Genomic DNA, 24,593 nt, shown 5'->3' with positions numbered 1-24,593 from the left:
CGGTACGGGCGGCCGGTGCCGACCCGGGTGCGCCGGGTACCGCGCGACGGGTGCGCGGGGCGGGGCGGCCCTGGCCTCGCGCCCCGCGCGCGTCCTCTCCCCGCCGCCTGGCCGGATTTCGCCCCGGCTTCCACTGCCCTCCGTGCACGCGCGATGACGCGTAAGGCGTACGCTGTTGCGCGTTCTCGGGGGTGGGAGGTGGGGAGTCAAGGTGCTGGAGAGCGTGCGGTGGCTGGCCGGAAGCCCATGGGTCTACGCCGCGGTGACCATCTCCGTGGTGCTGGACGTGTTCCTCCCCGTCCTGCCCAGCGGCGTGCTGGTGATCTCCGCGGCGACGGCGGCGACCGCCGCGACGGCGACGGCCGCGCCTGGCGGGATCTCGCTCATCGCCCTGGCCGCGTGCGCGGCGTCCGCCTCGGTCCTCGGTGACCTGGTGGCGTACCGCCTCGCCTGGCGCGGCGGGCCCCGCCTCGACCGGGCCATCGCGCGCTCCCGCCGCCTGACCACGGCGCAGGAACGTCTCGGCACGGCGCTGGGGCGGGGCGGTGGCGCCCTGGTGATCATCGCCCGGTTCGCCCCGGCGGGGCGGTCGGTCGTGTCGCTCGGCGCGGGCGCGGCGCGGCGCCGGGCCCGGGAGTTCGTGCCGTGGTCGGTCCTGGCCGGGGTGGCGTGGGCCACGTACAGCGTGGGCGTCGGCTACTTCGGCGGGCAGTGGCTGGGCGCGACCTGGTTCAGCGCGGCGGTGTCGGTGCTGGCGCTGTTCCTGGCGGGGAGCATCGCCGCGTACGTCATGCGCCGCCCGGCCCCGGAACCGGCCCCGAGCCCGGCGTCGTAGCCCCCTGGCCGGTGCGGGTGGGTGCGGCGCGCGGTTCCGCAGCACCCGGGCCACTGCCGGGCGCCGACCCCACTTCGTACCGACCCGGCCGCTCCGTGGCGCCCACCCGGCTTCGTAGCACCTCGGCCGCCGGGCGGTACCGACCCGGCCTCGCACCGCCCGCCCCGGCCGCCGGGACCGCGCGCGGCGACAGCCCTCCCGGCCCGAGGGGCCGCACGGAGGCGGGCCTACGCGGCGTCGCCGCTCCCGGCCGCTGCGGGGGCGGCGCTCCTGGTGGTGGCGGACGAGCCGCGCACCTCCAGCCCGTCGAGCAGCTTCCGCGTGGCCTCGGCGACCTCGGCGACGGCGCGTTCGAAGACCTCGCGGTTGTGCGCGGCGGGCGCGCGGAACCCGGAGACCTTGCGCACGTACTGGAGCGCGGCGGCGTGGATGTCGCCCTCCGTGGCCTCCTCGGGCAGCACGGGCGGGCGGAGGGTCTTGATGCTGCGGCACATACCGGACCTCGCGGATTCGGGGGCGGGTGACGTCATTCCTCACTGCGACGTCATTTCTCACTGCCAGGATGCACCCGTCCGGCATGTGATCAGATGAACTCCATGATCAAGATGAGGACTCTGTATCTGTTCTGCTCGGCGGCTCCCCCGGTGTTCGAGGTGGCGAGCGTGATCGAGGACGCGCAGGCACGCGGCTGGGACGTCTGCCTCGGCCTGACACCGAGCGCCTCGCGGTGGCTGGAGCCGAGCCTCGACGGGCTGGCGGCGCTCACCGGGCATCCGGTGCGCAGCGACTACAAACGCCCCGGCGACCCGGACGTCTGGCCACCCGCCGACGCGGTGCTGTTCGCCCCGGCGACGTTCAACACGGTCAACTCCTGGGCGCTCGGCATCACCGGCGCGTTCGTGGTGGGCGTCGCGGCGGAGGCCATCGGCAAGGGCCTCCCGATCGTCACGGTGCCGTGCGCGAACGCGGCGTACGTACGCCACCCGCAGTTCGACCGGTCGGTGGAGACCCTGCGGGCGGCGGGCGTGACGGTGCTGTACGGGGAGGGCGGCTACGTACCGGACCCGCCGGGCCAGGACTGGCCGTCCAGCTTCCCGTGGGCCCTGGCCCTGGACGCGGTGGACGCGGCCCAGGCGGCACACGGAGCGGGGTGAGGCGCGGGGGCCGGCACCGTCCCGCCCGGTGACGCGCGGGGCCGGTGAGGCGCTGGACCCGGGGCCGGGGGCGCCCCCCGGCCGGTGACACGTGGGCGGCCCCGCCGCGTGGTGCGGGGCCGCCCTGGTGCGTGCGTGCCGTACCGGCGTACTGGCGTACCGGCGCACCGGGTCCGTCAGGCGTTGGGCCGCTTGCCGTGGTTGGCCTTCTTGCCCTTGCGGGCCCGCCGCTTGTTGCCGCGCTTCGACATGGGGTCGCTCCCTTCATGGCCCCGTGGGGGGTGTTTCGGGCAGTACGTGCATTACGGGCACCCGTCAGTCTAGGTGCGCCCGGAACACCCCGCACGGCCGCGGCGCCCGTACGAACGGCCGACCGCCGACGCCCACCGGCCGGAACCCTCCTCGGCGCCCCGCAGTCGGCCCGGGCTCAGCAGTCGATCAGCGAGCCGTCGAGCGAGGACTCGACCCGACGGCTCACCGTCACCTTCACCGCCGAAGGCACCTCATCGCGCGCGAGCCGTACCGCCAACAGCGCAGAGGCGCCCGGGCAGTTGCCTACCGCGTGCGCGCAACCCTCGCACCTGGCACCATCTGACCACTCGTGGACGAACGACCGCCGCTTCACTCGTCCTTGGCAACTGCACGCCGCGCCGAGTGACCACGCTCCCCACCGGGCAACTCACAGTAAGGTGCCGCACCCCCACCGCTCTGCCCTGAGGCACCTCTCGCCCGCCCGAGGGAGGAGACGCATGGCCTGGTATCCGGGGGCTAAGCGCATGGAGTTGCAGCCGGAGTGGGACGAACAGCCGACGATCCGACCCGAGCGGCTACCGGGAAGCGTGCCGTTCGAGGTACGCCGCTGCGGCACGCAGGAGTTCCGGGTCGTCACGGAACTTCCCGAGCCCGTGGTTGCACGCACGGCACACAAGACCACGGACACAGTCGCCGCAGACACGGGAAGACCCCGGACAACAGCGGTGATCGTGCTTCACGGAGAGGGCACCCCCATCGCTCTCGGGCTGCTTGCAGATGGCGCACACGCCTCCCTGGCTCGCCAGCATCTCCGCGTAGCGGCCGGGAGGCAGCCGGTAGAGCGTCTTGCGCTGCACGTCCCGTCCGCAGCTTCGGCAGTTTCCCTGCAACCCGTCCTTCGCGGCGGCATTCCGGTTGAACAGGTCGGGATGGAGCCAGAGAAGGCAGGTGCGGCACTGCTTCTCGCCCCGCGCATTTCGGTCATGAGGCTTGGCCGGTCGCCGGTCCGGCAGCGCGGTCAGCTCGCGCCCCACGGCCCGCTGCCAATTATGGCTCGCGCACAGTCCCTTGCTGATGTACTTCCGCGTGCAGCCGGGAAACTCGCATCGGCGGGCTTCCGCCTCCGTCGCCGCGCTGCCGTGCACGCGATGCGCGGCGGCGGGGCCCGGATCTCCATGGCGCTGCCACCGCCGGTAGTGCATGGCGCACCAGCCCCGGGACCGTACGCGTATGGGGCGACCGCAGCCCTCGACCGTGCAGGTGGAGCCGTCCATGTCGACATCCCCCGAAAGATGTGTTCGAGCCAGAAGGAGGCACCCTGATGGCTTGGTGCCCGTTCGCCAAGAAGCTGGAGCTCCAGCCAGAGAGTGATCAGCAACCCGCAATCAGGCCCACGCAGTTCATCGTGCACAGCCTTGCCGCACCGTGGACCGCACAACGGATCTACGAGTACTGGCAGACCACCTCGCTCGAGTCTCACTTCGGACTCGGCTACGAAGGCGACCTCGCCCAGTACATCGGCACGGAGACGCGCGCCGACGCCAACGCGGCCGCGAACCGGCGCCCCGACGGCACCGGCGCGGTGTCCATCGAGACGGCGTCCAACCTCAAGCACACCGACCCGTGGACGGACAAGCAGGTCGAGCAGCTGATCCGGGTAGGGGTGTGGCTGCACCAGCACCACGGCCTGCCGCTGCGGATCTGCCGGAGCGCGTCCGACCCCGGCTACGGCTACCACCGACTGCACTCCGCCTGGTCCTCGGGCGGGACCGCGTGCCCGGGGGACGCGCGCGTGGACCAGTTCCGCAAGGTCGTGTTCCCCGGCATCGTGAACCGAGCCAACGGCCAGACGGCACCCGCACCGCCCGAGGAGGACCCCGTGCCGAACATGCTGAACGAGTCCAACGCCACCGACATGGAACTCACGTCCGGCAATTGGGCCGGGCTGTCGTTCCGCACCGCGATACTGCTCGTCGGCCCGGTACGCCACCACACCGTCGTCCACCTGCTGTTCGGCGACGACACCCCGGCCGACACGGTGATCGAGGGCTGCTTCTACACGACGGACAGGAACGGCGGGCACCGCTCCCTGTACCTGCCGATCCGCGCGTACGGGGCGGGAGGCCACCAGTTCACGTCCACGGCCGAGGTGGGGGCAGGCCGGCACCTGCGGTTCATGGTCCGCGCGAGGACCCCGGACCACCGCCCGGTACGCCTGCTGCACCGCTCGGTGTCGGGCCCGTTCTGGAAGCTCTGAACGCGCCCGACAGGGTCCCGCCGTAATCCCGTTGCGGGGCGGACGCGACGGCTGCGAGGCTGCCCGGCATGCCCGAGCACCGTACGTCGCACGACGTGTCCGCCCTCTTCGACCGCGAGGGCCGCCTCACGGCCATCCCCCGCAGACCGGCCCGCCGCGAACAGCTGCTGGCCCACCTGGCGCAGACCCTCTTCGAGCGGCACCGCACCTACACGGAGCCCGAGGTCAACGAGGCGCTGCGCACGGTCCACGAGGACTGCTCGGCCCTGCGCCGCTACCTCGTCACGTCAGGCCACCTGACCCGCACCAGGGACGGCAGCGCCTACCACCGCTCCCCGGCGGCCTGACGCCGGGCCTCGCGCTCCTCGTCCAGCCGAATGGTCGTCATCCGCGCCCGCGCCCGCGCCCACGCGGGCACCAGCACAAAGGCGACGACCAGCACGAACAGAACGACGGCGCCGTACAGAATCCAGAACTCCACGCGAGCCCTCCCCTACCGCGAACCGGCACCGTGGAGCCCACGCCGCCGCCGCACGATCCCGCGCCCCACGACCCACAGCCCGACGAGCACGAGCCCGCCCGCGCAAACCACCCCCCACACGGACCCGCCGTCCCGATGATCCCGAACGGCCACGGCGAGCAGCATCCCGGACGTGATCAGCCCAACCCAGTCAAGGGCCGTGTCCAGACGCTCCACCACTCGACCACTCGATTTCCCCGCCACACGGCGATCCTGCCAGAGCGTCCTCCCCGGACACGGCCCCTTCGGCCACATGCCGAAGGCCCCCCGCAGGGACTGGCGGGGGGCCTTCGTGGTGGTGGGCGCGGACGGTTTCGAACCGCCGACATCTGCTTTGTAAGAGCAGCGCTCTACCCCTGAGCTACGCACCCGTGGAGTGAGGCAACAGCGTACATGGACCCCGGGTGGGGTTCGCAAACCGTTGCGGGGGCCGGCCCCACCCCCGAGGTGGTGGCTCGCCGGATCGTGGGGCGGGGCTCGCCGTCCGTAGCGTGGGGCGCGTCGCAGTGGTTTCGTACCGGGGGAAGCTCGTGGTCGCTCAGGGTGTTCGTCGTCGTACCGCCCGTTCCGGCGCCGTCGTGGTGGCGCTGTTGTTCGGGGTGGCGGGGTGCGGGGCTGTGGACGCGGCCGGGGCGCCGGAGGAGCGGAAGGTGTTCCCGTTCGGCGGGGCCTCGCTGACCGTGGACTCCGGGGACGGCGATGTCGTGCTGGTGCCCGCCGACGTGAAGGGCGTCGAGGTGTCCCGGCAGGTGGACGGGTGGGTGGTGCTGGGCAGCGGGCCCGAGACGGTGTGGCGGATGGACGGTGGCACGCTGACCCTGCGGGTGACGTGCGACGCCGTCGTCCGGAACTGCGACGGCCGGTACGAGGTGAAGGTCCCGCGCGGCGTCGCCGTGACCGTCAGGGGCGACAGCGGCGCCGTCTCCGCCGCCGGGTTCGCCTCGCCGCTCACGGTGCGCACCGACAACGGCGACGTCACCGTGGAGGGCGCCCGCGGCCCGCTCGACCTCGCCACCGACAACGGCGCCCTCCGCGTGGACGGCGCCACCTCCCGTACCGTCACCGCCCGCAGCGACAACGGCGACATCCGCCTCGCCCTGGGCGGCACGCCCGCGCGGGTCGAGGCGCGCAGCTCCAACGGCCGCGTCGACGTCGAGCTGCCCGGGGCGGCCGGGCCGTACGCCGTGGACGCACGCACCGACAACGGCACGGCCACCACCGACGTGCCGCGCGACCCGGGCAGCTCCCGCGCGGTCACCGTGTACAGCGAGAACGGCGACGTGACCGTCCGTACCGCGAACTGATCCGCTCTCCCGTTCGTCCTACCCGGTGGGAGAATGAACCGGGTCAGCTCGGACACGGACGGTACGGGGAGCGGATGTGACGGGGACACGCGGCGCACGGCGGTACGCGACGGATGTGCTCGCCCTGGTGCTGCTGCCCCTGCCCCTGCTCGCCGCCGCCTCCGCCGGGGTGCTCGCCTCGTCCGGCGCGTTCGCGGGCGGCGGGGCCGGGGGCGGCGCGCGGCGCTGGTTCGGCGGCGGGCGCGCCGAGAGCCAGCGGGCCGACGCGCAGGCCGCGAAGGACGCCGCCGCGGCCGCGTTCTACGAGCTGGACACGGCGCAGCGGGGTCTGCGGATCTCCATGGAGACGATCGCCGCGGTGGACCGTTCGCCCGCCGCGGGCCGCGCCGCTCAGGAGTTCGCCGCGCTGGGGCGGCGCATCGACGAGGTGAGCCGGGAGTACATCGAGGCGGTCGACCGGTACGACCTGGACCGGGTGGACCTGGACTCGGCGACGGCGACCGGCGCGCGCACGGACCTGACCCGTGCCAAGGACGCGCTCGTACGGGTGAAGGGCGAGCTGGAGCGGTTCGAGCAGGGGATCGGCCCGCTGCTGGCCACCGCGGAGACGCAGCTCGCGCGCCTCGCCCCGGCCGTGGAGCGGGCCCGTGGGGCGCTCCTCGCCGCGAGCGACGCGCTGGACTCCGTACGCGGTGCCGGGCTCCGCGCCGACGACCTGGCGGCCCGGCTCGCCGCCCTCGCTCCGGAGCTGACCAGGCTCAACGAGGGCGCGGGGCGGCACGGTGTCGCCGAGACGCTGCATCGCGCCGACCGGGTGCTGCGGGAGGCGGAGGCCGTACGGGCGGAGGCGGAGCGCCTGCCGGAGCGGGCCGCCGAGATCGATCGGCGGCTCGTGTCGCTCCGTACGCGCGCGCAGGCCCTGGCCAACCGCGCGGCGTCCGTGGAGCCGGTGCTGAGCGAGCTGCGGCGCCGGTTCAGCCTGGCGTGCTGGCAGGACCTCCAGCCGGTGCCGGAGCAGGCCGTGGAGGGCGTACGGCGGGCCGAGGAGAAGATCGGGGAGGCGGCCAGGGCGCGGGGCGAGCAGCGGTGGGCGGACGCGACGGCCCTGCTGGGCACGGTACGGGCGCTGCTGAACGCGACGGACGAGGCGGTGTCGGCCGCCGGGGAGCGGCTCCAGCGGCTGAACGCCGTGTCGAAGGACCCGCAGCAGGAGATCGACCGGACGCGCTTCACGATCCGGGACGCGCAGCGGCTCGCCATGGACGGCCGCCATACCCCGGACCCCCGGCACGCCGGGCCGCTGGACGACGCGGTGGTCCGCCTGGACCGGGCGACGGGCGGCCTGGAGGGGCGGCACCCCGACTACTGGCACTTCCTCACCGAGTTGGAGGCGGTACGGGCGTCGGTGGCGCGGGTGGTGGAGCAGATCCGCGAGGAGCGAGGCTCCGGGCACTAGGCCGTGTCCGTAAAGTCGATCACTCGTTGCTCCGTTCGTGGTGCGGAGGCATGAACTGACGGATGAGTCGTGGGCGTTGATCGCTCCGCTGCTGGCGCCGGGACGTATGGGCAGGCCCGTGCGGGACCGGCGCCAGGTCGTGAACGGGATCTTGTGGAAGCTGTCCACCGGTGCCGCCTGGCGCGACTTGCCCGAGCGGTACGGGCCATGGAAGACGGTCTACGAACGATTCCGGCACTGGTCGGCCGACGGCACCTGGGACCGTCTGCTGGCCCATGTCCAGCAGCACTCCGACGCCGTCGGAACCGTGGACTGGACGATCGTGTGCGTCGACTCGACCACGGTCCGGGCTCATCAGCACGCCGCCGGGGCCCGAAAAGGGGGCCCTGGGAGGGGGAAGCGCTCGGCCGGTCGCGCGGCGGACTGACCAGCAAGATCCATCTCGCGTGCGACGGCCAGGGCCGTCCCCTGGCGTTCACGCTCACGGGCGGCAACGTGAACGACTGCACCCAGTTCGAAGCCGTCATGGACCGGATCCGCATCGCCCGGCCGGGGCCGGGCAGGCCCCGGACCCGGCCCGACCGCGTCGTCGCGGACAAGGGCTACTCGGCCCGCAGAATCCGCGCCTACCTGCGCAGGCGCAAAATCGCCTGCACGATCCCGGAGCGGATCGACCAGATCAACGGACGCATCCGCCGCGGCGAGACCCGCTGCCGCCTCGACCGCGCGGCCTACCAGCGGCGCAACGTCGTCGAGCGCTGCTTCAACAGGCTCAAGCAGAACCGGGCCCTGGCCACGCGTTACGACAAACGAGCCGTCCACTACCAAGCCATGGTCACCCTCGCCTGCCTGCGGCTCTGGCTCCCGTGACTTTCCGGACACGACCTAGTGGCCGGGCGGTCGCTGAGCCGGTCCACTGATGCCGCGATCGCTGATGCCGGTGGTCTGCTGCGGGGCGCTGGCGGTCGTTAGTCTTTCCGTATGCCTCGCTACGAGTACCGCTGCCGCACCTGCGGCGACACGTTCGAACTGAGCCGTCCCATGGCGGAGTCCTCCGCGCCCGCCGCCTGCCCGGCCGGGCATGACGACACGGTGAAGCTCCTGTCCACCGTCGCGGTCGGCGGTACGGCCGCGGCCGCACCCGCCCGGCCCGCCGGCGGCGGGTGCTGCGGGGGCGGCTGCTGCGGCTGACGGCCCGCCCCCGGGCGGGGCGACCCGCCGGGACGGCCACCCGACCGGGGCGACGGCCCGACCGGGCCACGCCGACCAGGACGGCCACCCGGCACGGTGAACGACGGCCCCAGAAAAGCGGGGCCCCGCTCCCAGGCCTCACGCCGCCGCTGCCGCCGCCGTCCGTGCCGCCGCCAGGAACCGGCGCAGGATCTCCTCCCCCGCCGCCACGCCCCGGTCGGCGAGCACCTCGACATGGCCCGCGCGCCAGTCCGTGTCGGCCAGCTCCCCGTGGCCCGGCCGCCACGCCCGGTCGGCGGCCAGCAGCAGGTCCGCGTCGAGCAGCGAGTCGCCCGCCGCCAGGACGGTGCGGGCGCCGGTGCGGCGCGCCACCTCCCGTACCGCCGCGCTCTTCGTCAGCGGCTTCGGCACCGCGTACACCTTCCGGCCCTGCAAGGACACCGTCCAGCCGCGCGCCTCCGCCCAGGCGGACAGCTCCGCGACCCAGCCGTCGGGCAGCAGCGCCCGTTCCACCACCAGATACGCGAACAGGTCCTCCGCGACCCGCTCCTTCAGCAGCCACGCCGGGTCCGCCGCCGCCAGCAGGTGCGCCCGCACCTCGTCCAGCGAGGCGCACTCGTCGGCGAGGCGCGCCGCGACGACCGCCTGCCAGTCGCGGTCCGACTCGCCGTCCACCAGCAGGTGGCCGCCGTTGGCGCAGATCGCGTACCGGGGCGTCGGGCACGGCAGCTGGATGCGCCGGTACTGCTCGCGCGTCCGGGTGGTGACCGGCATGAACGCGGCCGTACGGGCCAGCTGGTCGAGCAGTCCGGCGGCCGCCTCGGTGACGTACGAGAGCGGTTTGCCCTGGTACACCTCCACGCACAGCAGGCGCGGCGCCTCCGCGTCCGGGGCGGTCAGGGCGAGGGCCGCCGTCGAGTAGATGAGCGTGCGGTCCAGGTCGCTGGCGATCAGCGCGGGCCGGGGCGTCGCGGCACCGGTCGCGGTCCGGTTCACGGGGCGGTCACCGCCCGGCCGTCGGCGCCGGTCGCGCCGCGCGTGTACCGGGGGTGGATGAGCCCGACGCAGGTGTACGGCAGGTCGTCCACCTCCTCGACCGGTACGCCCCGTTGGTCCGCGAGGAGCCGTACGTGGTCCAGGTCCGCGCCCGCGCCGCGCTGGGCGAGGACCTTCCACGGGACGCGGCGCAGCAGGACCCGGGTGGTCTCGCCGACGCCGGGCTTGACCAGGTTCACGTCGTGGATGCCGTACTCCTCGCTGATCCGCTCGACGGCCGCCCAGCCCTCCCAGGTGGGGGTGCGGTCGGCGGCGAGGAGCCGGGCCGTGTCGGCGGCGACGGCGTCCGCGACCTCGTCGAAGCGCGCGGACACGGCGTCGAGGAAGTCGTTCGACACGTCGGCGTCCGCGAGCTCCCGGTAGAACTTCGCGCCGTGGTAGTCGTCCGGGCCGACGAGGTCGGCGCGCAGGACGGTGCGGGAGATCAGTCCGGACACCGTGGAGTTGAGGCACGCGGAGGGGATGAGGAAGTCCTCGCGGGTGCCGTGGACGCGTACGCAGGAGCCGGGGTCGGCCAGTACGGCGATCTCCGGGTCGAAGTCGGGGAAGTCCGCGAGGGCGGCGGCCAGTTCGCGGGTGATGGCGCCCTTGCCGGTCCAGCCGTCCACGAACACGACGTCGGCCGGGTCGTGGTGGGCGCGCAGCCAGCGCAGCGCGTTCGTGTCGATGCCCCGGCCGCGCACGATGGACACGGCGTAGTGCGGCAGGTCCAGGCCGTGCCGGTGGCGGGCCCAGCGGCGCATCAGCACGCCGACGGGGGTGCCCGCGCGGGCGAGGGAGGCCAGCACGGGGCGCGGGGAGCGCTCCGCGAGGACCGTCTCGGTGACGACGCCGACCGCGCGGGCGATCCGGGCGGCGGAGGCGTCGAGCGCGGAACGGAACAGCTTCTGGTAGTCGTCGCTCGGCTGGTACTCGACGGGCAGCGACTCGGCGTAGTGGGCGCCGCCGCTCTGGATGGCCTCCTCTCGCTCCTCGGTGGGGGCCTCCAGCTCGACCCCGGACAGGTCCTGGATGAGCCAGCCGACCTCGTCGGGGGCGTAGGAGGAGAACGCGGGTCCGCGCAGCGGCTCGGGCAGCATGCCGGCTCTTTCCGGTACGTACGAGGGGACGGCGGCCAGCACGACGCGCGGGACGTGCGCGGCGAGCTGGGCGAGGAGGCCGTCGGGGGCGTGGAGCAGGGGGGTGTCGGCGGTCGAGTCCACGACGAGGGCGACCGCGTCGAAGCCGCCGCCGGCGACGTTGTACGCGTACCGGTCGCCGGGGCCGTCGGCCGGGTCGTCGTGGGCGGGGAAGACGAGGCGGGTGCGGATGGCGTAGCCGGGGTCGTCCACGGCCAGCACGGGCGAGCGGGTGGTGGTGGAGAACCGCACGTCGGCGTGCGGGACCAGCTCCTCCAGCCTGGCGGCCAGGGCGAGCGGCGCGTACATCAGCTCCTCGCAGCCGAGGACGAGGATGCGCGGGGCGCGGGCGTCAGGCGCGGCGGGCGCGGCGGGCGCGGCGGGCGCGGCGGGCGCGGCGAGGGCGTCAGGTACCCCGGTCGCGCCCGTCCCTGCGTCCGCGCCCTCCAGCCCCAGCCCCAGCCCCAGCGCCTCCGCCAGTCGCGCCGCCATCGACGGCAGGGCGGCGTCCAGGCGGGCGCGGTGCTCCGGGGTGAAGCCGTGGCGGCCCCCGTCCGGCAGCCCGGCCGGCCACCCCAGGTCCAAGCGCCGTACGGCGGCCACGTCACCGGTCACGTCAGGCGCGGGCCGCTGGTGCGCGGCCACCAGGGCGCGGCCCTTCTCCAGGACGCCGTCCGGCAGCCGTACCGTCCCGGCGGCGAGCGCCACGAGGTCCACCCGCGCGCCGATCTCGGCGGCGAACCCCGCCAGCCGCCCCTGGTCCTCCGGCGACCGCATGTCCACCAGCGCCACGATCACGTACCGCTCGCGCGGGTATCGCTCGTGCAGCGCCCGCACGGTGTTCAGGACGGTGTTGCCGGTCGAGAACTCGTCGTCCACCAGCACCAGCGGCCCCGGCCCCGCCAGCAGCTCGGGGTCCTCGGGGAGCAGCAGGTGCGAGGTGTGGTGGGAGTGCGCCTCCTCGAACCCGGCCGCCTGCCGCATCCCGGGCACGGGGCGGCGCGTGGAGTGCAGGTACGGGGCGTGGGCGAGGCCGTCGGCGACGCAGTGGCCCAGGCCGGTCGCCGTCTCCGCGTACCCGACGACGACCGCGCGCCGCGCCTCCGCCTCGCCGAGCAGACCCCGCACGCGGCGTCCCAGCTCGTACCCGGAGCCGCGCACGACGGCGGGGCTGCGCGGCACGTGCTTGCCCAGCACGTGCGAGACGAGGAGATGCGCCCGCTTCGGGTTGTCCCGCAGGGCGAGCCCCAGCAGGCCGCGCAGCTCCTCGTCGTCGCCCCCTCGCGCGGAGAGCTCGACCCCGAGCCGCCCGGCGACCCATGTTCCCGTCCACACCGTGCCGTGAATGACGTGCCTCTTCTCTCTCGGGTACAGGTGTCGTGCCTGGTCAGGGGCGCGGCTCACGGTACGGCCAGGCCGGCCGCGAGCAGCTCGACGAAGCCCACGTCCGCCTTGGCGACGCCGAACACCTCGGCCCGCCGCAGCGTCCGCTCCGCCCAGGCGCGGTGCGGCTTCACCTCGTTCATCTTGTTCGTGTACGCCGAGCGCATCACGCCGCCGCCGTCGCGCTCCGGGCGCAGGATGTCCCGCGCGTCGCTGTACTCCTCGTGGCTGACCACGGACAGGGCGTGCACCGGCTGGACGTGCGAGGGGTGGATGCAGGTCTTGCCGAGCAGGCCGTTGGCCCGATCCAGTTCGATCTCGCGGAGCAGCCCGTCCAGGTCGTGTTCGATCAGCGCCGTGCGCAGGGCCTCGGCGCGGCCCTCCAGGAAGGGGCTGCGGCGCAGCATCGGCTTGAACATCCGCTCCTGGAGGCGGAAGTACTCCCACACCGGTCCGGTGATGGTGAAGCCGCTGCCGTCGGCGCGGCCGAGGACGTTGACGACGTCCGCGATGACATGGGCGACGATCTGCACGTCGTACGCGGTCATGTCGGGCGAGCGGCGCAGCCCGTACGCGGAGCAGAAGTCGGTGACGCCGAGCCGCAGCGCCAGGACCCGGTCGCGGTGGGCGGTGACGGAGCGGGCGATCCCGGCGAGGGTGTCGGCGCGGGTCTCCAGGTGCAGCAGCTCGGGCGACTCCAGGACGGGCATCGCGTACAGCGGCCGCCCGGCGAGCGCGTCGGCCGTGGCGGGTTCCGCCTCGGCGGTGGCGAGGGCCTCCAGGAAGGGCGTGCCGCGCTTCTCGGTGAACTTCGGCAGTACGAATCCGGACAGCAGCCGCACGGCGGGGCCGAGGCGGCGCGCCAGGTCGGGTATCTGCTCGGGCTCGCGGACGCGGACGAACAGCAGCGGCGGCTCGCAGTCCCGCCCGGCCAGGTCGGTGAGCTGGCGTACGAGGTTCTCCTCGCCGAACGGGACGTCCGCGTCACCGATGGAGTCCTCCAGGCAGAGCACCATGGACACGACCCCGCGCCCGACCTGCTTGCAGATGTCGTCGGCGAGGGTGGGACGGGTGGCGGGGCTGTAGAGGGTGGCGCCGAGCGCGGCCGCGAGGACGCCGGCCGGTGAGTGGCTGTCGAACGCGCACGGCTCCTGATGGAACAGTCCGGCCCGAGCAGCAGGCGAGATATGCCCGAAATGACGCATGCGCTTTCCCCGAACTGCCGTGACGTTCTGCCTCCGGCCCGATGACATGTGGCCGGTAATAGTACGTAAGGACAAGTGTCGCCGGTTCCCCGTCGATATGAACGCCGAGCGACATCGGGGCCGACTCCGGGTACCGTACGGGCCGGTCGGCGGATGCTGCACGGGGCGGGCCGGGCCGTAGGGGGCGGTCGGCACGCCCGGGACCGGCCCCCGCGTTGTCGGCCGGGCGGGTGGCCAGGCAGGATGACGGGCATGACGCACGAGATGCTGAAGGGCTCGAACGTCCCGCTCGACGCCGCGGCCGTACGGGCCGTCCTGTGCTGGACCCCTGGCCCGGAGGTCCCCGACGTGGACGCCTCGGCCCTGCTGCTCGGCCCGGACGGGCGGGTGCGTTCCGACGAGGACTTCGTCTTCTACAACCAGCCGCGGCACCCCTCCGGGGCGGTGCGGCGCCTGGCGAAGAAGCGCGTGGAGGAGGGGCTCACCGACACGGTCGAGACGGACCTCGCGGGCCTTGAGCCGTCCGTGGAGCAGGTGGTGATCGCGGCGTCCTCGGACGGCGGCACCTTCGCGCACGTGCCGGACCTGCGGATCGTGCTGTACGACGCCGCCGCGGGCGACGGCGCCGAGGCGCTGGCGTCGTTCCATGTGCGTCCGGAGACGGGTGAGGAGACCGCCATGATCTGCGGCGAGCTGTACCGCAGGGGCGAGGCGTGGAAGTTCCGCGCGGTGGCCCAGGGCTATCCGACGGGGCTGATCGGGCTGGCCACGGCGTTCGGCATCTCGGTCGAGGAGGAGGCCGCCGAGGAGGGCTCCGAGGTCCCGGAGCAGTCCGCGGGCGCTTCGGGTGAGCCGGTCGCGGAGCCGTCGGGCCCCGCCGGTGCGGCCCCGAGCGCCGTCCCCGATGACGCGACGCAGGCGATACCCGGCCCGGGCTCGGGCGCCACGGCGGCCCCGGCCGTCCCTTCCGTACCCGTTCCGGCCGCTCCCCCGGTGCCCCCGCCGCCGACCGCCCCGCCCGCGTACGGCTACCCGCACGCGGGCGCGCCGCAGCCCGCCTACGGGTACCCGCAGCCCGCGTACGGCTACCCGCACGCGGCGCCCCAGCCCGCCGCTGCGGCCGCCGGGTCGCCCGTCCCCGACCCGTACTTCCAGCTGCCGCCGATGGGCCCCCAGTTCCAGCGCTGAGCACGGTACGGGGCCGGGGCGGACGGACCGGGGCGCGGCGGACCGGGCGGCGGTGTGGCCGTCAGGACGCCCCGGCCTTGAAGCCGCGGCCCCACTGCATGCCCCAGCCGTACATCCGGTCCAGCTCGCCCTGGAAGCCGTAGACGAACTTCACCTCGCGCCGCACCAGCAGCTCGCCCTTGACGTTCTCCAGCAGGAACACCGCGCAGGAGCGGGCCTCGGGCGCGCGCTCGTCCAGCTCGATCTCGATGCGCGGGCCGCTGCTCGGGTAGAGCGTCATCATGGCGTGCGTGCGGTCGAAGGCGGGCGTCTGGTCGTAGATGTAGACGAAGAACAGCAGCCGCTTGAAGTCGTCGCGGTGGTCGAGGTTGACGAAGATCGTCTCCCCGGAGGAGCCGAACCGGTCGTCGCCGCTGAGCTTCACGTACGGCGGGTCGTTGAGGTCGCCGTAGTAGCCGCCGAGCGGCTGGACGACCCCCTTGGAGCCGTCGGCCAGCTCGTACAGGCACCCGATGTCCAGATCGACGCTGGCCACCGCCCGCGTGTGGGCCTGGACCGGTTCGGGCTGGAAGAACTTCAGCGGATGCCGCAGCAGCCGGCCGCTCTGCCGGGACCTGTCGTCGAAGTCGGACGTGCGCATCTTCCATGAGAGGTTGACGCGCAGATTGCCGCTCGTGGCGCCCTGCTTGGTGAGCGAGAGCGTCGGGCGCCGCCTGGTCAGGTCGATCGCGTTGGTCGCGGCGCTGCCCGTGTCGAACTGCGCCGTCCTGTTCTGCCGCAGGCTGTCCCAGAAGGCCATGCCACCCCCCAAAGGTGTACGGATACGCGGCGGGGCGGCCGGGAGCGCCCCGGCCGCCCCGCAAGGAAGCGTTCCGCATCGCCGGGGTGCTCACACCCCGGCGCGTGCGGTGACCGTCACGCTCCGGACGAGACCTCGGCCTTCTCGCCGGGGCCGCCCGCACCGCCCTCGGCCACCGCGATGCGCTTGTTGCGGCGGAGCGAGGAGAGGAAGGACGCGGCGATCAGGAACACACCGATGGTGCCGGTGATGAGCTCGCTGATCTCGTGCTGGATGGTGATCAGCAGGATCGCGGCGAGGGCGCCGATGGCGTAGTGCGCGCCGTGCTCCAGGTACACGTACTCGTCCAGCGTGCCCTGGCGGACCAGGTAGACGGTGAGCGACCGGACGTACATGGCGCCGATGCCGAGGCCGAGCGCCATCCAGAAGATGTGGTTCGTGATGGCGAAGGCGCCGATGACACCGTCGAAGGAGAACGAGGCGTCCAGGACCTCCAGGTACAGGAAGAGGAAGAACGCGGCCTTTCCGGCGAGGCCGACCGCGGAGACCGGCTTGCCCTGCCGCTTGGCCTTCTCCTCCTCCTCGTGCTCCCGCTCCTCCGATTCCTCCAGCTTGTTCTCGAAGTAGCCGGAGAGGCCGCCGACGACCAGGTACGTGATCAGGCCGGCGACGCCGGAGAGCAGCACTGTGGCGGACTTGTCGGCATGGCCCGCGCTGGTGTGCGCCTCGGTGGCGAACGTCATCGCGCTGACGAGGAGGACGATGAGCGCGACACAGACCGAAAGCATGTCGATCTTGCCGAGCCTGGCGAGCGGGCGCTCCAGCCAGGCCAGCCACTGGAACTCGCGCTCCTCGAAGATGAAGTCGAGGAAGATCATCAGCAGGAACATCCCGCCGAAGGCGGCGATGGCCGCGTGGGCGTCGGTGACCAGGTCCTCGTACTGCTTCGGCTGGTCGAGCGCCAGCTGCACGGCCTCGATGGGGCCGACCTTGGCGCTGATCGCGACGATGACGACGGGGAAGACCAGTCGCATACCGAACACCGCGATCAGGATGCCGATCGTCAGGAAGATCTTCTGCCAGAAGGCGTTCATCTTCTTGAGGATTCCGGCGTTGACGACCGCGTTGTCGAAGGAGAGGGAGATCTCGAGGATGGACAGGATCAGTACGATCCCGAACGCCTCCCACCCCCACTGCCAGGCGGCGAAAGCGAGGCCGAGCGCCGTGACGGCGAACGACCAGCCGAAGGTTTTCAGAACCACTGACTACCCAATCGTGTTGGGGGTCCCCCCGGGCGAAGCCTGCGGGAGGGGCTCCTCCACGCCGATTGCGCCGGGCCTTGAGCGAACCCTGAGACGAGCTTTAGGAAACATTGACCCCGAAGTCTAGAGCGATGCCCCGGAGCCCCGACGCGTACCCCTGACCGACGGCCCTGAATTTCCATTCGCCGCCGTAGCGGTACAGCTCGCCGAAGATCATCGCGGTCTCCGTCGAGGCGTCCTCGCTCAGGTCGTAGCGCGCCAGCTCCTGGCCGTCCGCCTGGTTGACGACGCGGATGAACGCATTGCTGACCTGGCCGAACGTCTGGCCGCGGTTGTCGGCCTCATGGATCGAGACCGGGAAGATGATCTTGTCGCAGTGGGCGGGGACCGCGCTGAGGTCCACGATCAGCGACTCGTCGTCGCCGTCGCCCTCACCGGTGAGGTTGTCGCCGGTGTGCTGGACGGAGCCGTCGGGGCTGGTGAGGTTGTTGTAGAAGATGAACCACTCGTCGCCGAGGACCCTGCCGGACTGGCAGAGCAGCGCGCTGGCGTCGAGGTCGAAGGGCGCTCCGGTGGTGGAGCGCGCGTCCCAGCCGAGCCCGACCAGCACCTGGGTCAGATTGGGTGCGGCCTTGGAGAGGGAGACGTTGCCTCCCTTGGCGAGCGTGACGCCCATGACGATGATCCTCCCCGGTGACGTACTGCTGCTGTCCTGCGTCCGTGGCGCCGCGTGCGGAGCCCGTGCGACGCGCCGTGCGCTGCCGTGCCCGCGTGCCGTGGCGCGGGGCCGCGTGCCGTGCGTGCGGTGATGGCCGGTGCGCCGGTTGGTGCGGTGCCCGTGCGCCGTTCGTACCGGTCGGTGCTGTGCGGCGTCCGGGCCGTTGGGTGCTGTGCGGTGCGCGGGTCGTGCCGGTCGGTGCGGTGTCCGTACGGTGTGCCGGTCGGTGCCTCGTGCCGTATGCCCTGAAGCGTGCGGCCCGCGTGCGGTGCGCCGGTCGGCGCGGTGAGGCCGCGAGCGGCCATGCGCACCGCGCGCCGTCGCCGCACCGGTCCGCGCCGTGCGGCGTGGGACCGCACGTCCGGCGCCGCACGGACGGGTGCGGCGCCGGGCGGAACTGCGGTACGGCTCAGACGTTCACGCCGAAGTCCTGCGCGATGCCGCGCAGGCCGGAGGCGTAACCCTGGCCGATGGCGCGGAACTTCCACTCCGCGCCGTGGCGGTACAGCTCGCCGAAGACCATCGCCGTCTCCGTCGAGGCGTCCTCGCTCAGGTCGTAGCGCGCCAGCTCCTGGCCGTCGGCCTGGTTCACGACGCGGATGAACGCGTTGCGCACCTGACCGAAGGACTGCTGACGGGTCTCGGCGTCGTAGATGGAGACCGGGAAGACGATCTTGTCGACGTCGGCCGGGACCGTGGCGAGGTTGACCTTGATCTGCTCGTCGTCACCCTCGCCCTCACCGGTGAGGTTGTCGCCGGTGTGCTCGACGGAGCCGTCCGGGCTCTTCAGGTTGTTGAAGAAGACGAAGTTGCCGTCGGTGGCGACCTTGCCCTGGGCGTTCAGCAGCAGAGCGCTCGCGTCCAGGTCGAAGTCCGTACCGGTGGTGGTCCGGACGTCCCAGCCGAGACCGACCGTGACCGCGGTCAGGTTGGGTGCGGCCTTGGTCAGCGAGACGTTGCCGCCCTTGCTGAGGCTGACTCCCACGAGTCCCTCCATTGGTTTCCAGGGGCAGCGCCCCCGTCGTGCGTTGGCATCGGATCAACGACTGGATACTAGTGAGGGGTTCCCACCGTGAGCACGCTCTTGAACCGATGCGCCAGGGGTTTCGGCCGTGGTCATGCACGGCCGAAAGGGCGCGGGGCCCCACGCGTCACGGTGGCCGCCCCGCGCCCCAGGGACGTCAGAGGGCGTCGAGTGCCTTGACGTAGTCGTTCAGGTCGCGGGCGTCCGGCAGGCCGTTGACGACCGTCCAGCGCACCACGCCCTCCTTGTCGATGATGAAGGTGCCGCGCACCGCGCAGCCCTTCTCCTCGTCGAAGACGCCGTAGGCGCGGGAGACCTCGCCGTGCGGCCAGAAGTCCGACAGCAGCGGGTACTCCAGGCCCTCCTGCTCGGCGAACACGCGCAGGGTGTGGATGGAGTCGTTCGAGACGGCCAGCAGCTGGGTGTCCTCGTTGACGAAGCGCGGCAGCTGGTCCCGGAGCGCGCACAGCTCACCGGTGCAGACGCCGGTGAACGCGAACGGGTAGAAGAGCAGCACGACGTTCTTCTCGCCGCGGAAGTCGCCGAGTCGCACGGTGCGCCCGTGGTTGTCCTTCAGTTCGAAGTCCGGAGCCTTCGTGCCGACCTCGATCGCCATGGCAAAAGCATCCCTTCGGTGGGCGGATCGCTGGGGTCCCACCCTACGCAACGAGGTCCCCGCCGATGTGCTCGGCGGGGACCTCTCGGCTGCGGGAGCGGGCGGTCAGCGCTTGGGCTTGCCCGCCTTGGGGCTGACCAGGCGACTGCCGACCCAGTCCTTGCCCGCGTTGATGCTCCGGGTCTGGGAGAGGCCGGCGGTCTGGGCGGCCTCGTTGATGTCGCTGGGCTCGATGTAGCCGTCACGCCCGGTCTTGGGCGTCATGAGCCAGATCTGGCCGCCCTCCTCGATCAGGCCGATGGCGTCGACCAGCGCGTCCGTGAGGTCGCCGTCCTCGTCGCGGAACCACAGCAGCACGACGTCCGCGACGTCGTCGTAGTCCTCGTCGACGAGTTCCTGGCCGATGACAGCCTCGATGTCCTCACGGAGCTCCTGCTCGACATCGTCGTCGTAGCCGATCTCCTGGACCACCTGTCCGGGCTCGAACCCCAGCCTTGCGGCCGGGTTGGTCCGCTCCTCCGCGTGGTCCGCGGTCGCGCTCACGGCTTGCCTCCTGATCATGATGGGAAAGTGCTTCGGCCGCGCGCGTACGCGTGGCATTGGGCGTAGTCCACACGTGCTGGACGGATCGCGCAAGTACCCGGCGACCTAGACCGCCGAAACGGTGACTTTTGGGGCCGTCCTGCCGCAACTCCGGGTACCCGCCCTCCTCCGGTCGTGACACACACCACACCTCTTGACCCACTTTAGGGGGTTGTATGCGACCCGTGCCCGCCAGGGGGCCCGGCCGCCGCCCCGGACGCCGCTGCCGTACCCGGCGAAAGCGGGTTACCCCTCGGTAGAGATGACGTGGGCGTCCATGGGGTACACGATGGTGGCGACGCGACCGCAAAGCCGACACACCGTCCCGCATGCCATCAGCCGTAGACACATCGACAGCGAAGGAACAGCGTGGCTTCCGGAACCGATCGCAATCCGATCATCATTGGCGGCCTTCCCAGCCAGGTCCCGGACTTCGATCCGGAAGAGACCCAGGAATGGCTCGACTCCCTCGACGCCGCCGTGGACGCACGGGGGCGGGAGCGCGCTCGTTATCTGATGCTCCGGCTGATCGAGCGGGCCCGCGAGAAGCGCGTGGCCGTGCCCGAGATGCGCAGCACGGACTACGTCAACACCATCGCCACCAAGGACGAGCCGTTCTTCCCCGGCAACGAGGAGATCGAACGCAAGATCCTCAACGCGACTCGCTGGAACGCCGCCGTGATGGTCTCGCGGGCGCAGCGCCCGGGGATCGGCGTCGGCGGTCACATCGCCACCTTCGCGTCCTCCGCCTCCCTGTACGACGTGGGCTTCAACCACTTCTTCCGGGGCAAGGACGAGGGTGACGGGGGCGACCAGATCTTCTTCCAGGGTCACGCCTCGCCCGGCATCTACGCCCGCGCGTTCCTGCTGGACCGGCTGAGCGAGACGCAGCTGGACGGCTTCCGCCAGGAGAAGTCGAAGTACCCCGACGGCCTCTCGTCGTATCCGCACCCCCGGCTGATGCCGGACTTCTGGGAGTTCCCCACGGTCTCCATGGGCCTGGGCCCGCTGGGCGCGATCTACCAGGCGCGGATGAACCGCTACATGGAGGCGCGTGGCATCGCGGACACGTCGCGGTCGCACGTGTGGGCCTTCCTGGGTGACGGCGAGATGGACGAGCCGGAGTCGCTGGGGCAGCTGACCCTGGCCGCCCGCGAGGGCCTCGACAACCTGACCTTCGTCGTCAACTGCAACCTCCAGCGCCTCGACGGTCCGGTGCGGGGCAACGGCAAGATCATCCAGGAACTGGAGTCGGTCTTCCGGGGCGCCGGCTGGAACGTGATCAAGCTGGTCTGGGACCGTTCCTGGGACCCGCTGCTGGCCCAGGACCGCGACGGCATCCTGGTCAACAAGATGAACACGACGCCGGACGGGCAGTTCCAGACGTACGCCACGGAGTCCGGCGCGTACATCCGTGAGCACTTCTTCGGCGACGACCACCGCCTGCGCGCGATGGTCGAGGGCATGACCGACCAGCAGTTGCTGCACCTGGGGCGCGGTGGCCACGACCACCGGAAGATCTACGCGGCGTACGCGGCGGCCAAGGCCCACAAGGGCCAGCCGACGGTGATCCTGGCCCAGACGGTCAAGGGCTGGACGCTCGGTCCGAACTTCGAGGGCCGCAACGCCACCCACCAGATGAAGAAGCTGACGGTGGACGACCTGAAGCGCTTCCGCGACCGTCTGCACCTGCCGATCCCCGACAGCGAGCTGGAGTCCGGCCTGCCGCCGTACTACCACCCGGGCCGGGACTCGGAGGAGATCCAGTACATGCACGACCGGCGCCGGGCGCTGGGCGGGTACGTCCCGACGCGCGTCGTGCGGTCGAAGCCGCTGACGCTGCCGGACGACAAGGTGTACGCGGCGGTGAAGAAGGGGTCGGGGCAGCAGTCGATCGCGACGACGATGGCGTTCGTGCGGCTGCTGAAGGACCTGATGCGGGACAAGGAGATCGGCAAGCGGTTCGTGCTGATCGCGCCGGACGAGTACCGCACGTTCGGCATGGACTCGTTCTTCCCGAGCGCCAAGATCTACAACCCGCTGGGCCAGCAGTACGAGGCCGTGGACCGGGAGCTGCTCCTCGCCTACAAGGAGTCGCCGACCGGGCAGATGCTGCACGACGGCATCTCCGAGGCGGGCTGCACGGCTTCGCTGACCGCGGCGGGTTCGGCGTACGCGACACACGGCGAGCCGCTCATCCCCGTATACGTCTTCTACTCGATGTTCGGTTTCCAGCGCACCGGTGACCAGTTCTGGCAGATGGCCGACCAGCTGGCGCGCGGTTTCGTACTGGGCGCGACCGCCGGCCGTACGACGCTGACCGGTGAGGGCCTCCAGCACGCGGACGGCCACTCGCAGCTGCTGGCCTCGACGAACCCGGCGTGCGTCGCCTACGACCCGGCCTTCGGGTACGAGATCGCGCACATCGTGAAGGACGGGCTGCGGCGGATGTACGGCTCCTCGGAGGAGTACCCGCACGGCGAGGACGTCTTCTACTACCTCACCGTGTACAACGAGCCGATCCAGCACCCGGCGGAACCGGCGGACGTGGACGCGGAGGGCATCGTCAGGGGCGTCTACCGGTTCAGCACCGGCCAGGCCGGTTCCATCCCGGCGCAGATCATGGCGTCCGGCGTGGCCGTTCCCTGGGCCGTGGAGGCGCAGCGGATCCTGGCGGAGGAGTGGAACGTCCGCGCGGACGTGTGGTCGGCGACGTCGTGGAACGAGCTGCGCCGCGACGCGGTGGAGGCCGAGCAGTACAACCTGCTGCACCCGGAGGAGGAGCCCCGCGTTCCGTACGTGACGCGGAAGCTGTCGGGTGCCGACGGTCCGTTCGTGGCCGTCTCGGACTGGATGCGGTCGGTGCCGGACCAGATCTCGCGCTGGGTGCCGGGCCCGTACAGCTCGCTCGGCGCGGACGGCTTCGGCTTCGCGGACACGCGCGGCGCCGCCCGCCGGTACTTCCACATCGACGCGCAGTCCATCGTGCTGGCCGTGCTGACGGAGCTGGCACGGCAGGGCAAGGTGGACCGCTCGGCGCTGAAGCAGGCGGTGGACCGCTACCAGCTGCTGGACGTCTCCGCTGCCGACCCCGGTCCGGCCGGCGGCGACGCCTGATCCGTGGCGCGGTGGGTCCGGGTGCGCCGGCGCCCGGGCCTCGGCCCGCCCTTTACGATGCCCGGCATGAAAGAGGCGACGGCGCAGGTCAGGTGGGAGGGGCACACGCAGCGGCCATTGCTGGTCCTGGCGGTGGCGTTCGGTGTCGCGTACGCGGTGCCGATCGTGGCCCCCGGGGCGGACCCGTGGGTGCACCGGCTGTGCCAGGGCGTGGAGTGGCTGGTGTGGGCGGCTTTCGCGGTGGACTACTGCATGCGGCTCTACCTGGCGCCGTCGCGCCGGGTGTTCGTACGCACTCACTGGCTGGACCTCCTTGCGGTGCTGCTTCCGCTGATCCAGCCGCTGCGGCTGCTGCGGCTGGTCTCGACGCTGCTGCTGGTGGGCAAGCGGGCCCGGATGGCGTCACAGGTGCGTCTGACGACGTATGTGGCGGGCTCCGTGGCGGGCCTGCTGATGTTCGGCTCGCTCGCGGTGCTCCAGGTGGAGCGGAACGCGCCGGACGGGAACATCAAGACGCTGGGCGACGCGGTGTGGTGGTCGTTCACGACGATGACGACCGTGGGCTACGGGGACCACGCGCCGAAGACCGGGCTCGGCAGGCTGCTGGCGGTGGGACTGATGCTGTCGGGTATCGCGCTGCTGGGTGTGGTGACGGCGAACATCGCCGCGTGGTTCATCGCCCGCTTCGAGCGGGAGGACGCCGATGAGCGGCACCGGACGGCCCTGCTGGAGGCACTGACGCACGAGGTGCGAGAGCTGCGGGCGGAGGTCGCCCGGCTCTCCGCCGCCCCCTCGGCGCTCACGAGGGACGACGACCCGCCAGGTGCCCGGCCGAGACCACCGGAGCCGCCGGATGGCGTCGGCCGGGCAGAGGGACCCGAGCCGACCAGGGTGCCCCGGGCGGCGGACCGGGCGGGGTTCGTGGGCCGGGCGGGGTCACCCGAGGCACCGGGGGTGGTGGACCCGGCCGGTCCGGCGGGGTCACCCGGGACCGTGGGCCAGGCAGGGGCGCCCGTCGCTGCGGGCGGCGCCCGGCGGGGAGCCCTGCCCGGTCGGGACACGAGGCCCGACGTCAGTTCTCCCAGATCTTGATCGCCCGGACCTGGTACGGCGAGCGTGGCACCCAGGTGCCGCTGCCGGGGTACGTCTCGAACTCGCCGGTCTCCCCGCAGGTGGCGGACTGATAGGTGGTGACGGGGCGGCCGGTGCGGTTGGCGAGCCCGGCCGCCGTGGTGCCGGCGGGCAGCGCGACGCAGCTGTCGACGTCCGTGGTGGCCAGCTCGTGTGTCTGCCGCTTTCCCTTGAATGTCTCCTTCCCCCACAGGCACAGCTGCCCGCTGTCGCACGGGCCGAGCGTGGGCGGCGCGGCGTCGGCGGGCGCGGCGCAGGTGGACAGCGTGGCGATGGCGACCACGCTCATCCCGAGAGCGGCGGCGGTGAAGAGGGAACGTGAGGACGTGCGCATGGGAATCAACCCCCGAATCGTGACACTCCGTATCGATGTCTGACCTGAGCCTGACGCAGAGTGACTGTCGAGGGGAAGGGCCCCCGGCCTG

The 24,593-nt window shown here is 72.3% G+C and carries 22 protein-coding genes, 1 tRNA gene and 3 pseudogenes; 11 read left to right on the top strand and 15 right to left on the bottom strand.

Translation table 11 applies throughout. The features are described 5' to 3' along the window. Nucleotides 1-211 precede the first annotated feature (211 nt). Complete coding sequence (locus tag J116_RS20320) at nt 212-835, top strand: DedA family protein (RefSeq protein WP_023588908.1); 624 nt, start codon at nt 212-214, stop codon at nt 833-835. A 227-nt stretch (nt 836-1,062) separates the two neighbouring features. On the opposite strand, the gene J116_RS20315 is transcribed toward J116_RS20320, so the two are convergent. Beyond that, nucleotides 1,063-1,329 carry a DUF2277 domain-containing protein gene (locus J116_RS20315; protein ID WP_028964310.1) on the bottom strand — a complete coding sequence of 89 codons (267 nt, stop codon included), beginning with the start codon at nt 1,327-1,329 and terminating at the stop codon, nt 1,063-1,065. A 111-nt stretch (nt 1,330-1,440) separates the two neighbouring features. Here J116_RS20315 and J116_RS20310 point away from each other — a divergent pair, with 111 nt between their 5' ends. After that, nucleotides 1,441-1,989, top strand: coding sequence for a flavoprotein (locus J116_RS20310; RefSeq protein ID WP_028964309.1), 549 nt, complete (start codon nt 1,441-1,443; stop codon nt 1,987-1,989). A gap of 176 nt (nt 1,990-2,165) precedes the next feature. On the opposite strand, the gene J116_RS31525 is transcribed toward J116_RS20310, so the two are convergent. After that, on the bottom strand, nt 2,166-2,240 hold the full coding sequence (locus tag J116_RS31525; protein WP_099048249.1) for a 50S ribosomal protein bL37: 75 nt from the start codon (nt 2,238-2,240) through the stop codon (nt 2,166-2,168). 576 nt (nt 2,241-2,816) lie between these two features. Next, nucleotides 2,817-3,443 carry an endonuclease VII domain-containing protein gene (locus tag J116_RS31520; RefSeq protein WP_079147924.1) on the bottom strand — a complete coding sequence of 209 codons (627 nt, stop codon included), beginning with the start codon at nt 3,441-3,443 and terminating at the stop codon, nt 2,817-2,819. Between the two features lie 119 nt (nt 3,444-3,562). Here J116_RS31520 and J116_RS31605 point away from each other — a divergent pair. Further along, nucleotides 3,563-4,015: pseudogene (locus tag J116_RS31605) on the top strand (N-acetylmuramoyl-L-alanine amidase); the annotation flags it as partial. A gap of 551 nt (nt 4,016-4,566) precedes the next feature. Beyond that, the gene (locus tag J116_RS20300; RefSeq protein WP_023588903.1) at nt 4,567-4,845 is read left to right on the top strand and encodes a DUF2087 domain-containing protein; all 279 of its coding nucleotides are present in this window, start codon (nt 4,567-4,569) and stop codon (nt 4,843-4,845) included. Here J116_RS20300 and J116_RS29960 read toward each other — a convergent pair. After that, nucleotides 4,821-4,979 (bottom strand): hypothetical protein, encoded by a 159-nt coding sequence (locus J116_RS29960; RefSeq protein ID WP_023588902.1) that lies wholly within the window; start codon nt 4,977-4,979, stop codon nt 4,821-4,823. The two genes, J116_RS20300 and J116_RS29960, sit on opposite strands and share 25 nt — an antisense overlap. Nucleotides 4,980-5,314: 335 nt before the next feature. Continuing rightward, nucleotides 5,315-5,389 (bottom strand) — tRNA-Val (locus tag J116_RS20290). A 159-nt stretch (nt 5,390-5,548) separates the two neighbouring features. Here J116_RS20290 and J116_RS20285 point away from each other — a divergent pair. The 4 genes and pseudogenes from J116_RS20285 (at nt 5,549) to J116_RS20265 (ending at nt 8,969) form a co-directional block, all read left to right on the top strand. Continuing rightward, entirely contained in the window at nt 5,549-6,322 is a 774-nt protein-coding gene (locus tag J116_RS20285) for a DUF4097 family beta strand repeat-containing protein (RefSeq protein ID WP_023588900.1), read from the top strand. Between the two features lie 76 nt (nt 6,323-6,398). Then, nucleotides 6,399-7,778: a coiled-coil domain-containing protein gene (locus J116_RS20280; RefSeq protein WP_023588899.1), complete on the top strand. Its 1,380-nt coding sequence runs from the start codon at nt 6,399-6,401 to the stop codon at nt 7,776-7,778. 106 nt (nt 7,779-7,884) lie between these two features. Then, nucleotides 7,885-8,648 (top strand): annotated as a pseudogene (locus tag J116_RS28745) (IS5 family transposase). Between the two features lie 111 nt (nt 8,649-8,759). Continuing rightward, complete coding sequence (locus J116_RS20265; protein ID WP_023588898.1) at nt 8,760-8,969, top strand: FmdB family zinc ribbon protein; 210 nt, start codon at nt 8,760-8,762, stop codon at nt 8,967-8,969. Between the two features lie 138 nt (nt 8,970-9,107). Here J116_RS20265 and J116_RS20260 read toward each other — a convergent pair whose 3' ends face one another. The 3 genes from J116_RS20260 to J116_RS20250 all read right to left on the bottom strand — a co-directional run bounded on the left by J116_RS20260 (nt 9,108) and on the right by J116_RS20250 (nt 13,731). Then, on the bottom strand, nt 9,108-9,965 hold the full coding sequence (locus J116_RS20260) for an HAD family hydrolase (protein ID WP_023588897.1): 858 nt from the start codon (nt 9,963-9,965) through the stop codon (nt 9,108-9,110). Then, the gene (locus J116_RS20255; protein ID WP_023588896.1) at nt 9,962-12,478 is read right to left on the bottom strand and encodes a phosphoribosyltransferase; all 2,517 of its coding nucleotides are present in this window, start codon (nt 12,476-12,478) and stop codon (nt 9,962-9,964) included. Before J116_RS20255 ends, J116_RS20260 begins: the two co-directional genes overlap by 4 nt. Nucleotides 12,479-12,543: 65 nt before the next feature. Further along, on the bottom strand, nt 12,544-13,731 hold the full coding sequence (locus tag J116_RS20250; protein ID WP_023588895.1) for an HpcH/HpaI aldolase/citrate lyase family protein: 1,188 nt from the start codon (nt 13,729-13,731) through the stop codon (nt 12,544-12,546). A 243-nt stretch (nt 13,732-13,974) separates the two neighbouring features. Here J116_RS20250 and J116_RS20245 point away from each other — a divergent pair, with 243 nt between their 5' ends. Then, nucleotides 13,975-14,919 carry a TerD family protein gene (locus tag J116_RS20245; protein WP_028964300.1) on the top strand — a complete coding sequence of 315 codons (945 nt, stop codon included), beginning with the start codon at nt 13,975-13,977 and terminating at the stop codon, nt 14,917-14,919. Nucleotides 14,920-14,980: 61 nt separating this feature from the next. Here J116_RS20245 and J116_RS20240 read toward each other — a convergent pair whose 3' ends face one another. The 6 genes from J116_RS20240 to J116_RS20215 form a co-directional block, all read right to left on the bottom strand. Then, nucleotides 14,981-15,718: a TerD family protein gene (locus tag J116_RS20240; RefSeq protein WP_023588893.1), complete on the bottom strand. Its 738-nt coding sequence runs from the start codon at nt 15,716-15,718 to the stop codon at nt 14,981-14,983. A gap of 116 nt (nt 15,719-15,834) precedes the next feature. After that, nucleotides 15,835-16,980, bottom strand: a complete 1,146-nt coding sequence (locus J116_RS20235; RefSeq protein WP_023588892.1) for a DUF475 domain-containing protein — start codon at nt 16,978-16,980, stop codon at nt 15,835-15,837. 100 nt (nt 16,981-17,080) lie between these two features. Next, nucleotides 17,081-17,656: a TerD family protein gene (locus tag J116_RS20230; RefSeq protein WP_023588891.1), complete on the bottom strand. Its 576-nt coding sequence runs from the start codon at nt 17,654-17,656 to the stop codon at nt 17,081-17,083. Nucleotides 17,657-18,107: 451 nt separating this feature from the next. Next, a complete protein-coding gene (locus tag J116_RS20225; RefSeq protein WP_028964299.1) occupies nt 18,108-18,683 on the bottom strand; it encodes a TerD family protein in 576 nt (191 codons plus the stop codon). Between the two features lie 196 nt (nt 18,684-18,879). Then, entirely contained in the window at nt 18,880-19,338 is a 459-nt protein-coding gene (locus tag J116_RS20220) for a peroxiredoxin (protein ID WP_023588889.1), read from the bottom strand. A gap of 105 nt (nt 19,339-19,443) precedes the next feature. Further along, nucleotides 19,444-19,881, bottom strand: coding sequence for a DUF3052 domain-containing protein (locus J116_RS20215; protein ID WP_010472178.1), 438 nt, complete (start codon nt 19,879-19,881; stop codon nt 19,444-19,446). Between the two features lie 408 nt (nt 19,882-20,289). Between J116_RS20215 and aceE the strand changes: the two genes are divergently transcribed. Then, the gene (gene aceE / locus J116_RS20210; protein WP_023588888.1) at nt 20,290-23,037 is read left to right on the top strand and encodes a pyruvate dehydrogenase (acetyl-transferring), homodimeric type; all 2,748 of its coding nucleotides are present in this window, start codon (nt 20,290-20,292) and stop codon (nt 23,035-23,037) included. A gap of 66 nt (nt 23,038-23,103) precedes the next feature. Further along, nucleotides 23,104-23,913, top strand: a pseudogene (locus J116_RS20205) (potassium channel family protein); the annotation flags it as partial. Nucleotides 23,914-24,109: 196 nt separating this feature from the next. On the opposite strand, the gene J116_RS20200 reads toward J116_RS20205, so the two are convergent. Next, nucleotides 24,110-24,502: a peptidase inhibitor family I36 protein gene (locus J116_RS20200; protein WP_023588886.1), complete on the bottom strand. Its 393-nt coding sequence runs from the start codon at nt 24,500-24,502 to the stop codon at nt 24,110-24,112. Nucleotides 24,503-24,593: the final 91 nt, after the last annotated feature.

This window comes from Streptomyces thermolilacinus SPC6 (genome assembly GCF_000478605.2).
Lineage (GTDB): Bacteria > Actinomycetota > Actinomycetes > Streptomycetales > Streptomycetaceae > Streptomyces > Streptomyces thermolilacinus.
The sequence above is the reverse complement of the archived record's forward strand: the minus strand, read 5'-3'. Positions and strand labels throughout refer to the sequence as shown.

Bases quoted from the DNA above. Each gene is read 5' to 3' on its own strand.
- J116_RS20315 (WP_028964310.1), bottom strand. From the start codon at position 1,329: ATGTGCCGCAGCATCAAGACCCTCCGCCCGCCCGTGCTGCCCGAGGAG.
- J116_RS20200 (WP_023588886.1), bottom strand. From the start codon at position 24,502: ATGCGCACGTCCTCACGTTCCCTCTTCACCGCCGCCGCTCTCGGGATG.
- J116_RS20310 (WP_028964309.1), top strand. From the start codon at position 1,441: ATGAGGACTCTGTATCTGTTCTGCTCGGCGGCTCCCCCGGTGTTCGAG.
- J116_RS20240 (WP_023588893.1), bottom strand. From the start codon at position 15,718: ATGGCCTTCTGGGACAGCCTGCGGCAGAACAGGACGGCGCAGTTCGAC.
- J116_RS20265 (WP_023588898.1), top strand. From the start codon at position 8,760: ATGCCTCGCTACGAGTACCGCTGCCGCACCTGCGGCGACACGTTCGAA.
- J116_RS20230 (WP_023588891.1), bottom strand. From the start codon at position 17,656: ATGGGCGTCACGCTCGCCAAGGGAGGCAACGTCTCCCTCTCCAAGGCC.
- J116_RS20250 (WP_023588895.1), bottom strand. From the start codon at position 13,731: ATGCGTCATTTCGGGCATATCTCGCCTGCTGCTCGGGCCGGACTGTTC.
- J116_RS20300 (WP_023588903.1), top strand. From the start codon at position 4,567: ATGCCCGAGCACCGTACGTCGCACGACGTGTCCGCCCTCTTCGACCGC.
- J116_RS20220 (WP_023588889.1), bottom strand. From the start codon at position 19,338: ATGGCGATCGAGGTCGGCACGAAGGCTCCGGACTTCGAACTGAAGGAC.
- J116_RS20245 (WP_028964300.1), top strand. From the start codon at position 13,975: ATGACGGGCATGACGCACGAGATGCTGAAGGGCTCGAACGTCCCGCTC.
- J116_RS31520 (WP_079147924.1), bottom strand. From the start codon at position 3,443: ATGCACTACCGGCGGTGGCAGCGCCATGGAGATCCGGGCCCCGCCGCC.